Source organism: Zobellia roscoffensis (assembly GCF_015330165.1).
In the GTDB taxonomy this organism is placed as follows: Bacteria; Bacteroidota; Bacteroidia; order Flavobacteriales; family Flavobacteriaceae; genus Zobellia; species Zobellia roscoffensis.
Map to the genome: position 1 here is coordinate 3,888,265 of NZ_JADDXT010000002.1, position 13,215 is coordinate 3,901,479.

General features: G+C 36.5%; 10 protein-coding genes. 7 read left to right on the plus strand and 3 right to left on the minus strand.

All coding sequences use genetic code 11. The annotated features are described in order from the left end of the window. A complete protein-coding gene (locus IWC72_RS15605) occupies positions 1–1,119 on the minus strand; it encodes a GTP cyclohydrolase (protein WP_194527105.1) in 1,119 nt (372 codons plus the stop codon). A gap of 94 nt (positions 1,120–1,213) precedes the next feature. Next, positions 1,214–2,293, minus strand: coding sequence for a transporter (locus tag IWC72_RS15610; protein ID WP_194530402.1), 1,080 nt, complete (start codon positions 2,291–2,293; stop codon positions 1,214–1,216). 246 nt (positions 2,294–2,539) lie between these two features. On the opposite strand from IWC72_RS15610, the gene IWC72_RS15615 reads away from it, so the two are divergent. From IWC72_RS15615 to IWC72_RS15645, 7 genes are all read left to right on the plus strand, one after another. Then, entirely contained in the window at positions 2,540–2,809 is a 270-nt protein-coding gene (locus tag IWC72_RS15615) for a DUF4834 family protein (RefSeq protein WP_194530403.1), read from the plus strand. 182 nt (positions 2,810–2,991) lie between these two features. Next, the gene (locus IWC72_RS15620) at positions 2,992–5,448 is read left to right on the plus strand and encodes a YfhO family protein (RefSeq protein ID WP_194530404.1); all 2,457 of its coding nucleotides are present in this window, start codon (positions 2,992–2,994) and stop codon (positions 5,446–5,448) included. 42 nt (positions 5,449–5,490) lie between these two features. Next, positions 5,491–6,762 (plus strand): glycosyltransferase family 4 protein, encoded by a 1,272-nt coding sequence (locus IWC72_RS15625; RefSeq protein WP_194530405.1) that lies wholly within the window; start codon positions 5,491–5,493, stop codon positions 6,760–6,762. Further along, positions 6,762–8,225 (plus strand): lipopolysaccharide biosynthesis protein, encoded by a 1,464-nt coding sequence (locus IWC72_RS15630; protein WP_194527110.1) that lies wholly within the window; start codon positions 6,762–6,764, stop codon positions 8,223–8,225. Before IWC72_RS15625 ends, IWC72_RS15630 begins: the two co-directional genes overlap by 1 nt. A 103-nt stretch (positions 8,226–8,328) precedes the next feature. Beyond that, entirely contained in the window at positions 8,329–9,117 is a 789-nt protein-coding gene (locus IWC72_RS15635) for a hypothetical protein (protein WP_194530406.1), read from the plus strand. Positions 9,118–9,170: 53 nt separating this feature from the next. Beyond that, a complete protein-coding gene (locus IWC72_RS15640) occupies positions 9,171–9,539 on the plus strand; it encodes a DUF7009 family protein (protein WP_194527112.1) in 369 nt (122 codons plus the stop codon). A 14-nt stretch (positions 9,540–9,553) separates the two neighbouring features. Further along, positions 9,554–11,857, plus strand: a complete 2,304-nt coding sequence (locus IWC72_RS15645) for an FdhF/YdeP family oxidoreductase (protein WP_194530407.1) — start codon at positions 9,554–9,556, stop codon at positions 11,855–11,857. Between the two features lie 77 nt (positions 11,858–11,934). Here IWC72_RS15645 and IWC72_RS15650 read toward each other — a convergent pair whose 3' ends face one another. Further along, positions 11,935–13,125, minus strand: a complete 1,191-nt coding sequence (locus IWC72_RS15650; protein WP_194530408.1) for a hypothetical protein — start codon at positions 13,123–13,125, stop codon at positions 11,935–11,937. Between the last annotated feature and the right edge of the window lie 90 nt (positions 13,126–13,215).

Below are 13,215 nucleotides of genomic sequence, written 5' to 3' on the forward strand. Positions count from 1 at the left end.
TTAGAGACTTTTCTTATACGTAGAACGCCGTTTGTATATTTTTGGATCAAAATGCTTCCACATTTGGCGGATAGCAATATTGTCTTCAAGTTCAGGGGTGCGGTAGCACATTTCAATTCCCCTTTTATTAAATGTTTTGTAATACTCGTTGAAGATGATAGCTGTTACACCCTTATTTTGGTAATCAGGATGGATACCGATTAAATAGAATACTGCATCCTTATTGTATTTCTTGGCCTTTAGCAAGTGCAGAAACCCAAATGGGAACAACTTCCCTTTTGCTTTTTGTAAAGCTCTGGAAAAAGATGGCATTACTATAGCAAACGCGATTAAACTGTCGTTTTTATCAACAATGAACTTAATGTATTCTGGATCTATAAATGTTATGTATTTCTTTTTAAAGTATTCCTTTTGAACATCCGTAATCGGTACAAACGATGAGAGTTTAGAATACGTTTGGTTAAAGAGATCAAACATTTGATCCACTAACGGCAGTACATCACTGGTTTTTTTAAAATTGATTTCACGCAGACCATAGCGTCGTTTTACTAACCCGTTTAATTTGGTGAATAGAGCAGGGTCTGCATTACTGGCCGGAAACTTATTTTCAACGTACCCTTTTTCCTTAACAAACCCTAAACGCTCGTAATGATTAATGTAATATGCGTGGTTGTACCAAGTTACCATGCTTCCTGGTTGGTCAAAACCATCTGTAAGAACACCAACCTTGTCAAGATTAGAAAACCCAACAGGCCCTTCCATAAACTCTAAGTGGTGCGTAGCTCCTATTTCAGCAACTTTATTAAGAAGCGTTTCGGATACTTCAGGGTCATCAATAAAATCAAACCAACCAAATCGCATCTTCTTTACGTTTTGATCGTTGACCTCTAGGTGGTTGATAATGGCAACAACTCTACCAACAAGTTTATTGTTCTTATAGGCAAGGTAGAACCAACCGCTTGCATTTTTAAAAGCAGGATTTTGGTCTTTATCAAAAGTGGCCATCTCATCCGCTATTAAAGGGGGTACCCAGTATGCAGAATCTTTATAAAGCGAAAATGGAAATTTAACGAACTCTTTGAGTTCGTCTTTTGAAATCGCTTCTTTTAGGGTGACCATACAATTCATTTTGTAAGGTCAATATTAGGGATAAATAGGGTTAGAATAAAATTATGAAACTTAATTTTATTAATAATGAATAAGTGAACATCAGTTAAAAATCAATAGCTCCACTACCGCGTTCTTTATTTTTATTCTTCTTTCGCTCTTCTTTCTTTAGTTTTTTCAATTCTTTTTTAGACGGTCCTAGATCAATATCTTCGGCGCCACTACCGTTTTTCTTGTTTTTCCGTTCTTCTTTTTCTTTCTTTTTCATGGAGTTCTTTTTAATTGGACCACCATTTTCGCCAGCGCTTTGTTCATCTATAGCTTTCAACTTATCTTTGTGAAAATCAAAACGGTAGGACCCGCCCACAGTTATAAAAATTCGAGAAGGCGTGTTTTTAAAACTAGCCCCAAGATTAAAATCTACTTGTAGGTCATCAGTCAATAAATGAGCTACCCCACCACGAATCAAAGCATCTGAGTAGCGATCACTTTGTATACCTTGGTTTTCTACAAAAGCACTCCATTTAGGGTTGCGGAAGGCATGGGATAAAGAAATTAGATAGCTTAATTCAGGGTAGTCTGTTGTAATGCGGTCGTAGGCAATATTTGTAATAAGAACAAAACGAGGTGTTAATCTGCTTTGTGTGGCTACCATTCCGCGGTATGAAACTGTTGGGTCTCCAACATAAAATGGATTTTCTCCTAGGTTAAAAGTAGCACCACCATAAAGGGAAACAGATGGAATTAAATTTTTAAATTTGAAACCATAATTCGCTTTCCAGCTATAAAGGTTAGGCTTATTGCGTTCTGGATTCTTGTAACGGTCATAAATTAAGAATTTAAGTCCCACACGATTTCTTGAAAAATCAGTAAAACTCTCAGATGTTCCTAAACTATTATAAGTGATATCTTGGTTTACGTAGGTTCCTTCGTAATTTATTTCTAGTTGCTCAAAAAGTAAACCATAACGTAAAGAGATATCCGAGCCCCAAATATTGCTTTTGGTATCTAAAAGCGTGTGATCGCGTTGTTCATAGAGAAGACCTGCTTCTACTTGCAACACATTTCTACCCACCGCATAAGCACTAACGGATAAACCGGGGCGGTTAGAATTTATTACATCTGTATATTGAGCGGTTCCAATTAATGGGAGGGTGAAAAATAAGGATAAAAGATATTTTTTCATTTTGGTGTTACTTTCTTATTCGTTTCAAATTGTTCATTTGTGCAGAATATGGATATACACTAAATATCTATCAGAGCTTCTTTTCAAAAGAAAATGGTTGCTACCCACTGCTTTTTTGGGCAGTTTATACCAACTATCATTTCTGTAAGGTTCTTCAAAGAGGGTACTTTAATAATATTTTAGCACTTCTACACTGTTATTACAACGTTAGAATCGTATTTTTGATATAATCATTTTGAAAAAAGTATGGCATTTTTAAAGACAATCTTAATTATTGTATTGATCTATTACCTTTTTAAGATATTGGTAAAGATGTTTGCACCTAAGATTTTTGGGTATGCGGCTCGTAAGACACAAGAGCACTTCAATGAAAAGTTTGGTGATTTTGCTCAGCAGAACAATGCTCAGAGACAAAATGACCAGGTAGGTGATGTTATAATTGATAAGAAACCTTCTAGAAAGACCTCTTCTAATAATAAAGTTGGGGACTATATTGATTTTGAAGAAATTGATTAATATTTTTTATCCGAGAACATTTTTTCCTTTTGATAATAGCCTCTACTTTCGTGGGTCTTGAGCCAAATTATTCAATGTTTATTTTCTTAAACTTATAGCTCTGTCTTAAGTTAAGATCAAAACAAATTCCAAAGTCGAGATAACTTCATTATTTTAGCCAAATCAACCCGATAAATCCCATTATGCAAAAAGGATTGAAGGCCTTCTTCGTACATTTTTTTGTTACCGTTTTTTTTGTGATTGCCGCTTTGGCGTATTTCAATCCTGTGCTTCAAGGCAAGGTTATTGAACAGTCAGATATTGTTCAGTTTACAGGCATGGCCAAGGAGCAGAATGATTTTAGGAAGAAAACAGGGGAGGAGCCCTATTGGACCAACAGTGCTTTTGGTGGCATGCCTACATATCAGCTTGGGGCTTATTATCCTCATGACTATGTGAAAAAGTTAGACAATCTCATTCGGTTTTTACCAAGACCAGCGGATTATCTATTTTTATATTTTATCGGATTTTACTTTTTACTTTGTTGTTTAAAAGTTGATTACCGGTTGTCTATTGTTGGAGCTTTAGCTTTTGGGTTTTCAACGTATCTCATCATTATTCTTGGTGTAGGGCATAATGCGAAGGCCCATGCATTGGGATATCTTCCCATGCTATTAGGTGGAATTGTATTGGTGTTCCGAAAAAAATATCTCTGGGGATTTATTCTTACCGCTATTTCCATGGCATTGGAAATTAGGGCCAATCACTACCAGATGACCTATTATTTTATGCTTCTAGTATTGATTTTAGGAGTAGTATATTTAGTTGATGCTATTCGCACGGAAAAATTGAAACATTATTTTAGTTCTGTAGGGCTTTTGTTGGTAGCTGTTCTTTTGGGTATTGCAGCAAATGCCACAAGCCTAATGGCTACAAAAGAATATGCGGATTGGAGTACCCGTGGAAAATCTGAACTAACAATTGACCCTGAAGGGAACACCAAAGAAAATACTGGTGGATTGGAAAAGGCATATATCACCCAATGGAGTTACGGTATAACTGAATCACTCAACCTATTTGTACCAAGATTATTCGGTGGCTCTAACAATGAAAATTTAGGCGAAAATTCAAAAAGTTATGACTTTTTAATTGATCAAGGTGTTTCTCGTAGTCAGGCTTTGAACTTTTCTAGTGGATTGCCTTTATATTGGGCAGACCAGCCTGGTACATCGGGTCCAGCTTACATTGGGGCAATTATTTTCTTTCTATTTATTCTGAGTCTGATCTTGGTAAAAGGAAAGGCCAAATGGTGGCTACTTGGTGGCGTAATCATGTCCTTGTTGCTTTCTTGGGGAAAGAATTTTAGTTTCTTGACGGATATAATGATAGATTATTTCCCGTTGTATGATAAGTTCAGGGCGGTTTCGTCTATACAGGTTATTTTAGAATTATGTGCTCCCGTATTAGCTGTTTTAGCTTTGCGAGAACTTTTTAGACCCACGGTTGACGTATCAGAAAAGCTAAATGCACTAAAGATTTCATTTTTCACAGTTTTGGGTATAAGTGTTGCCTTGTTCATTTTTAAAGCTGGTTTTGATTTTGAAGGACCAAGTGATGAGTTCTTAAAAAGAAACTATGGGGATGAATTGGTTTCCTTAATTGAGGCTGATAGAAAAGCGGTCTACAACTCGGACCTTTTACGATCTATGATATTTGTGTTCTTATCTGCATTAGCATTATGGTTTTATATCAAAGGAAAGCTAAAAGAGAACTTGGCTATTGTTGCTGTTGGAGCTTTAATTCTTTTTGATTTGGCAGGGGTAGGTTTACGTTATGTAGATTCGGATAATTTTGTTTCAAAGCGAAAAATGACACAGCCTTTTCCAGAAACGGCTATTGATCAAGAGATAAATAAGGATAAAGGTGTTTATAGGGTTTATGACCCGCAAGAAGGAATAAACGGAGCACGTACATCTTATTATCATCAATCTATTGGGGGGTATCATGCTGCAAAACCTGCCGGTCTGGAAGATTTGTTCAGCTTTTACGTATATAAGGGCAATATGGGTGTGTTGAATATGCTAAATGTAAAGTATGTAGTGCAACAAGATGAAGAGGGAAAAAGTTACCCGGCAGTCAACCCAAATGCAAACGGAAATGCATGGTTTGTCAAGGAACTTGTTAAAGTAAACTCAGCAGATGAAGAAATTCAAGCTTTAGATAAATTGAATACAAAAACTGAGGCAGTTGTTAATTTAGCCAAAGTGAAGAATCTAAACAATTTTGAGTTTAAAGTAGATTCAACGGCGGTAATAATTCTCACAGATTACGAACCCAATGATTTAACGTACCAGTCAAAGAACGCAAATTATGGATTGGCTGTTTTTTCTGAAATGTATTATCAAAATGGATGGAATGCCTATATAGACGGAAAACTAACAGAACACATTAAAGTTAATTACACACTTAGAGCACTTGAAATACCTAGCGGAGAGCATACCATAGAGTTTAAATTTGAACCTGAAGTCGTAAGGATAGGTAGTCAAATTACTTTGGCCAGTTCTATTGTAATAGCACTTATAGTTTTAGGTGGAATTGGTTTTACAGTCTTCGGTTCAAAGAAAAATGAGGGCCAAGAAAAGAAAGAAGTTCAAAAATAGTCTGTAAAGATTCCCCAATCTTACACCTAGTAATTTACACTTATGAAAAAAGTCCTCATTATCACCTATTATTGGCCTCCTGCTGGTGGTCCGGGTGTGCAGAGGTGGTTGAAGTTTGTAAAATATCTTCGGAATTTTGATATTGAGCCTATTGTTTACATTCCTGAAAAGCCACATTATCCTATAGAAGATGCAACTTTGACGTCAGAAATCCCTAAGGATTTAAATGTGTATTCCCAACCTCTTTTTGAACCATACGGACTCGCGAAACTGTTTTCGTCAAAAAAAACAAAACGAATAAGTTCAGGTATCATACAGACTAAAAATCAATCATTTTTTGAAAAGACGATGTTATGGGTCAGAGGCAATTTTTTTATTCCCGATGCCAGAAAGTATTGGGTTAAACCCTCTGTAAAATATTTGACCGAAGTCTTATCTAAAGAAAATATCAATACCATAATAACAACAGGACCACCACACAGTGTACATCTAATTGGTAAGCAATTAAAGAAGGACACAGGTGTTACATGGTTGGCAGATTTTAGAGACCCTTGGACGTCTATAGGCTATCATAAAGAGTTAAAACTTACCAGTAGTTCAGAAAAGAAACATAAAGTATTAGAGCATGATGTTTTAAACGAAGCCGATAGAATTTTGGTTACGAGCCATACTACAAAATTAGAGTTTGAGCAGATTACAAATCAGTCAATTTCCGTAATTACGAATGGTTATGATTCCGATTACCAAGGAGATGCCCATTTAGATCGTAGGTTTACAATTTCTCATATTGGTTCTTTGTTGACAGGTAGAAACCCAAAAAACTTATGGCAAGTGTTATCGCGGCTTGCTGCTGAAGATGCTGTTTTTCGTGGGGACCTTCAATTGGAATTTATGGGGGTTGTTAGCCAAGATGTAATGGATTCAATGTACCGTTTTGAATTAGGGCCATATATAAAAATGCTTGGTTATGGTTCTCATGCAGAAGCCCAACATAAGCAACAACGGTCTCAACTTTTGTTAATGGTAGAAATAGATAGTGAAGAAACCAAAGGAATAATACCAGGAAAACTTTTTGAATATATGATTGCGAAAAGACCTATTTTGGCTATTGGTCCAGAAGGTTGGGAAGCAGGAAGTATAATTAAAGACATGAATGCAGGTGAGGTTTTTAATTATGAAGCTCAAGCAGAACTAAAGAAAACGATTCTTGAGTGGTATACTGCTTTTAAAAAGGATAGGATTATATCAGAATCTACGGGTATTGAAAAGTATAGCCGAAAGGCACTTACCCAAGAACTTTCAAAATTACTGTAATGGGGTTGGTATTTAAACAGTCATTGAACAATTCAATTATTACCTACCTTGGTTTTGGTCTTGGCGCCTTAAATACTTTGGTGCTGTATTTACAATTTATGGAACCCGAGTATTACGGTTTGCTGCAGGTAGTCTTATCAGCATCTGTAGTTTTAATGCCTTTGCTTGCTTTTGGGGTTCCAAATACGCTAGTAAAATTCTATAGCGGCTTTAGCGATGCGAAATCTACAGATGGATTTTTAACCCTCATGTTATTTTTGCCTTTAGTTTTAATGCTCCCTATAGCTGGTCTTACGTATTTGGTAAATGATACTATTGGAGATTTCTTATCTAAGGAAAACCCCATTGTTAAAGGCTATGTGTGGCATATTTTTTTGATTGCGATGGTCATGGCCTACTTTGAAGTTTTTTATGCTTGGGCACGAGTACACATGAAATCCGTTTTTGGTAATTTCATGAAAGAAATTTTTGGCAGGGTAGGCCAGTCTACACTTTTAATCCTTTTATATTTTGATGTCATATCTGTAACGTCATTTATAGACGGACTCGTAGTTGTTTATATACTGCGGATGATTTTTATGAAAATTTACGCCTATACTTTACATAGGCCAAAATTGGTTTTTGACTTTCCGGACAACACGCGAAAAATCTTAGTGTATAGCGCACTAATTATTCTAGGAGGGTCCGTAGCAATCGTACTTCTAGAAATAGACAAAGTTATGATCAATCAGTTTATAAAGATTGAGAACGTGGCTTATTATAGTGTGGCTAGTTTTATTGCTTTGGTCATAGCTGTTCCATCACGCTCCATGCACCAAATAACGTATCCGCTTACGGCGGAGCTTCTTAATAAGAACGATTTAGCAGGGTTGAGCAGACTTTATCAAAAGAGCTCATTGACCTTATATATTATTTCCGGACTTCTGTTTGTTCTCATATTTTTGAATTTAGATGATTTATACGAACTGTTGCCCGATGCTTACCGAAACGGATATATGATTTTTGTTTGGTTAGGGTTAGCGAAACTCTATGACGCCATATTAGGAAACAACAACTCCATTTTATATAATTCTGATTATTATAGGGCAGTTTTGTATATGGGATTGTTTTTAGCTGTAGTAACCGTACTTTTAAATATTTGGCTTATTCCGGCGTATGGTTTAGACGGTGCTGCTATTGCTAGTTTTTCTGCATTTTTCATTTACAATACCGTAAAATTAATATATGTAAAAATGAAGTTTAATATGCTTCCATTTACCAAAGAAACGGTGCAGGCATCCGTATTATTGGTAATAACTATACTAGCATTTTACTTTGTAAACCTTTCTTTTCACCCTATTATAAACATTATCATTAAGGGCGCTGGGATAAGTATACTTTATATAGGAGTCCTATATAAGTTTAGAATTTCAGAGGATGTTTTTCAGCTCTTATCCAAAGTATTTGGAAAGGAACAACAATAATTCTACCTTAACATAACTAAATTGTTAAGCTGTCCCCCAAAAACAATTGATATTGGCCTTGTGCTGTTTAAGTGAATTTTTATTAGAAGTAAGATTAAAAAATATGGGGTACATCATTAAAGGAAATCTAAGGGCTTGTTTGTATTTAGATTTTTATGAAGCCCTAGATAATGTTCAGGTAAATATTTATAAGGCGTTGGAAGGGGTTGAAGAATCTAGTGCCTTCAAAAACCAGCTTGAGATGCTATCACCCAATGCGGTTATGGCTAAGGAAAAAAGGCATCTAGGAACCGGTTTTACGGATGAGGATGGAAATTACAGAATCAATGTTTGCGATTTATATACTGAGGGCGCTATTGAAATAGATTTAGTGGTTTCCGATAAATTAGCAACACTTAAGAAAAGAAGTAATCCTATTCACTTTACCGCTCGTCGTTTAATGCCCATCTGGCGGAATAATAACAACAAGATTAAAGAATTTAGCTGGAATTATAGTTTCAGTTTTCAATTTTGGAGTCAATTAAGACGGCAGTTCGATATTTGGACGATTCTTGGGAATGTAAAATCTGCAGTAGATAAAACAACTCCCATTAAAGGGGTTGTGGTCTCGGCGATTGACGTAGATTGGGTAAAAGATGACTTTTTAGGAAGCGCAGTTTCCGATAGTATGGGGCAATTCAGAATAGATTATAAAAGTATTGACTTTAAGCAAACCTATCTCTCTCCGCTCATTAGTATTGAAACTCCTATTTCTTCCATTCCAGGGCCAGGTGTTTATTTCAAAATTCACAATTCTGAGGGTATTTTGTTATATGAAGAGAATAGGGCTATGGGTAAGACCCAACAAAGGAGAAATATTCCGCGTTGTTTCAATATTGACTTGTATATTTAGGGTCAATTAAGGCTTAAGGTTACTTTTACTAGCCAACAACAATATTGTCTCAAATGAAAATACGGATAAAAGGCAACTCCATACGCATGCGTATTACACAGACAGAAGTGTCTCAACTTTGCAAAACTGGGTATATTCAAGAAGAAACTCAATTTCCCCAAAATACTTTCACTTATGCTTTGAGTAGTAAGGCAGATGCGTCAGAGCTAATTGCCAATTTTGAGGATAATAGAATAACCTTGGTTTTACCTTCAGAAACTATTGAAGGTTGGGAAAACAGTAAAAAAATTGGATTTAGTAATTCTACTTCTCTGAAAGACGGTAATAAGTTATCTCTTTTGGTTGAAAAAGATTTTACCTGCTTAGATGATAGAGGGGAAGATGAGTCTGATAATTACCCTAATCCGAAATTGCAACATTAGAAATAGAATTGAGTATGTCCAATAAAGAATTCCATAGAAACGTATCGGTAATAGGTTCTGAAAATTTTTCAAATATTAAAATTACTGAACCAGTAAGGTATGCCGCAGGAAAAATAGGAGTAAAAGAAGCGTTACGTCACGGGTTTAAGGAAATGGGTGTTGTACGATCTATGCGCGCTTTTCTAGAGCTTAATCAAGAAGATGGTTTTGATTGCCCCAGTTGTGCATGGCCTAATCCGGAACATCCGTCTTCTGTTGCGGAATATTGTGAAAATGGAGCAAAAGCAGTTGCGGATGAAGCTACTACGGATAAAATTGGAGGGGAATTTTTTAGGAAATATTCAGTAGAAGAACTTTCTAAGCTCACAGAATATCAACTTAACAAATTTGGCAGAATAACGGAGCCGCTAGTATTAAGACCAGGCAATGTAAACTATGAACCTATTTCTTGGGAAGAAGCGTATGAGCTTATTTCAATAGAACTTCATAAGTTGAACGCTCCTGATGATGCTATTTTTTACACCTCTGGACGTTCTAGCAACGAAGCGGCTTATTTGTACGGTATGTTTGCTCGTGCCATAGGAACTAATAATATGCCAGATTGCTCTAATATGTGTCATGAATCTAGTGGTGTAGCGCTATCCGAAACATTGGGTATTGGCAAGGGTTCTGTAAAACTTGAGGATTTGTACGGTGCAGATGTGGTAATTGTAGCGGGGCAAAATCCAGGTACAAACCACCCAAGAATGCTTTCGGCCTTAGAAAAGTGTAAGAAAAATGGGGGTAAAGTAATTAGTATAAACCCGTTAGAGGAGTCTGGTCTAATCAACTTTAAAAACCCTCAACACTTAAACGGACTCATAGGTAGTGGTGAAGACCTAACGGATATTCATTTGCAAGTTCGTATTAATCAAGATATAGCTTTAATGAAGCTAATTCTTAAAAGACTTGCTGCACTGGATGAAAAGGGGCAGAAAGTTTTTGACCATGCTTTTATGGTTAAATATGTAGAGGGGTATGATGCGCTCATTACAGATTTTAAGAATTATGACGAAGAAACACTCTTGCGTCTCAGTGGTGTAAGTGAGGAGAAAGTAAATGAAACTGTAGCACTGTTGGCAACCAGCAGTAATATAGTAGTTTGCTGGGCTATGGGACTTACTCAGCATAAAAATGGTGTAGCTACTATTTGTGAATACCTTAATCTATTAATGTTAAAAGGATCTCTAGGTAAACCAAATGCGGGAACGTGCCCTGTACGCGGCCATAGTAACGTGCAAGGTGATCGTAGCGTTGGAATTATGCACTTTGTAAATGAAGAGTTGAATAAGCGTATTCAAGAACATTTAGGATTTACGGCACCGGATAAAGAAGGTTTAGATGTGGTTGGCGCTATTAAGGCTATGCATGATGAAAAGGGTAAAGTCTTTATTTGTTTGGGCGGTAATTTTTTAATGGCGGCTTCTGATACCTTATATACGGCCGAAGCTATGCAAAACTGCGAATTGACAGTTCAGGTGAGTACAAAATTGAATCGTTCGCATTTGGTTACGGGAAAAACTGCATTGATTCTACCCACTTTTGGTCGTTCCGAAAAGGACATGAAAGATGGTGCTATACGCTATCAAACTATGGAAGATAGTATGGGGCGTGTAAGACAATCTCGCGGATTGTTAAAACCTACATCTGATAATATCAAAAGTGAACCTGAGTTGATTGCAGAATTGGCGCATACCTTTTTTGGCGGAAAGCATTCTGTGAATTGGAAGGAAATGGGTGAAAACTATGACCTCATTCGGGAGAGTATTGATAAGGTAATTAAGGGTTTTGATAATACTAAGGAACGTTCTAAAGGCATAGGCTACTATTTGCCAAATAATGTTCGTGATTTAGACTTTAGTATGTTACCCAATGGTCGTGCCCAGCTAACGGTGAATCAATTGCCTGAACATGATTTAAATTCGGAAGAATTTATGTTGATGACCATTAGATCGCACGATCAGTTCAATACTACTATTTATGGTATGGATGATAGATACAGGGGTGTTTATAATGAACGACGTGTATTGTTTATGAATCCTAAGGATATGGAAAAGAAAGGCCTTAAGAAGAAAGACGTTATCAATATCAGTAGTACTTACGATGGAAAAGTTCGTACGGCGAATCGGTTTTTGGTTATTCCTTATAATATTCCATCTGGAGATTTAGCAGCATATTATCCGGAGACCAATGTTTTAATACCTCACGATCAGTACGCAGATAAAAGTAAAACACCAATCAGTAAATCCATTAAAGTAACGGTTGAAAAGGTTATCTGATACTCTTTTATAAACAAAACCCCCGCAGCACATAAATATCCTGCGGGGGTAACAACTAACCAACCTAAAAACTATTTTTAATATCGTCTAGAAGAACTCCTTGAAGATGAACTTCTTGAAGAAGTAGTGTTTCTGCTACTTCTAGATGGAGCTTTGCTTACTGAGCTCCTAGAAGAAGAACTTCTTGTTGAAACACTGCTTCTACTTTGTGCAGGGGCCTTCCTTACTGTTCTACTTGTACTTCTGTTATTTTGCGGACTTCTATAAGTCGTTGAGCTTCTTTTTACTGTACTGCTTCTAGGCGAACGTGTTACTGTTCTTTTGGTAACGGTATTGCTAGAGGGCTTTCTTACTGTAGTAGACCTTTGTGTAACCGATCTATTTCTAGATGGAGTGGCAGTGGTTGACCTTGCAGTAGTGCTTCTATTTACAATTCTTCCGTTTGAATTATTTGCACGGGTTGTGCTACTTCTAGAAACAGTTCTCCTTTTCAAATCACCTCTGTTTGAAACTGCTCTATTTGTGCGTGTATTCGCATAATTTCTCTTAGAAACGGATCTATTATTTCTAGATGTATTACTTCTTATGGCAACTCTCTTGTCATTTCTATAGATTCTGGCTCTATCGTTTCTTACCTTGTTATATCTGTGTGTTCTACCTATTGAGGCATACGCACGTCTTTTGTTATACCTATACGGATTGTAGTATGTATAACGAATGGGGCTATAATGCCTTCTGTATGGCTTATTGAATACCAAACTAAACCCAATTATTGGCCTCGCGAAAAAAGAATGAAACGGTCTGTATACATATCTTCTATTGTATACATTAATGTACCCTGTATGGTAATCATAAAGCCCTCTTCGGTTGTAGTATACGTACATTCCACCTACACTACGAACACGGTTGTTGTTATAGCTAATATCTACATCTCCAACCTGAGTTACGCGTCCGTAATAATCATAATATATAGGAACATTCTCAACTTGGATTACGGCTCCATAATCATCGTATTGCGCATAAGGACTATAATCAAAACCTGAATTAAAGGTTACTCCGTTACGACGGCCACTTACGCGGTTGTCTATATAAAAATCGAATTCACCATCAGGATATACTGAAAACGTAATGCCATTCTCTACAAAAATAAATGAGTCGTTGTATCTATAAGCATTGCGTTCTGCAACCTTATCTTCAACTGTACTTGTGGCCATAACACCAGAGGTGCCTAAAATAAGGGCCGAAAAAAAGAGTAGTAAGTTTCTCATGATATAAGGTTTTTAATTTCTGAATGTTATTATTGACATTCGGGTAGTAGTATACAAACAGCATGCCAAAAACCTTAACTTGCTATTATA

Coding starts and splice junctions, on each gene's coding strand:
- IWC72_RS15650 (WP_194530408.1), bottom strand. CDS start 13,125: ATGAGAAACTTACTACTCTTTTTTTCGGCCCTTATTTTAGGCACCTCT.
- IWC72_RS15620 (WP_194530404.1), top strand. CDS start 2,992: ATGCAAAAAGGATTGAAGGCCTTCTTCGTACATTTTTTTGTTACCGTT.
- IWC72_RS15610 (WP_194530402.1), bottom strand. CDS start 2,293: ATGAAAAAATATCTTTTATCCTTATTTTTCACCCTCCCATTAATTGGA.
- IWC72_RS15615 (WP_194530403.1), top strand. CDS start 2,540: ATGGCATTTTTAAAGACAATCTTAATTATTGTATTGATCTATTACCTT.
- IWC72_RS15640 (WP_194527112.1), top strand. CDS start 9,171: ATGAAAATACGGATAAAAGGCAACTCCATACGCATGCGTATTACACAG.
- IWC72_RS15645 (WP_194530407.1), top strand. CDS start 9,554: ATGTCCAATAAAGAATTCCATAGAAACGTATCGGTAATAGGTTCTGAA.
- IWC72_RS15625 (WP_194530405.1), top strand. CDS start 5,491: ATGAAAAAAGTCCTCATTATCACCTATTATTGGCCTCCTGCTGGTGGT.
- IWC72_RS15635 (WP_194530406.1), top strand. CDS start 8,329: ATGGGGTACATCATTAAAGGAAATCTAAGGGCTTGTTTGTATTTAGAT.
- IWC72_RS15630 (WP_194527110.1), top strand. CDS start 6,762: ATGGGGTTGGTATTTAAACAGTCATTGAACAATTCAATTATTACCTAC.
- IWC72_RS15605 (WP_194527105.1), bottom strand. CDS start 1,119: ATGGTCACCCTAAAAGAAGCGATTTCAAAAGACGAACTCAAAGAGTTC.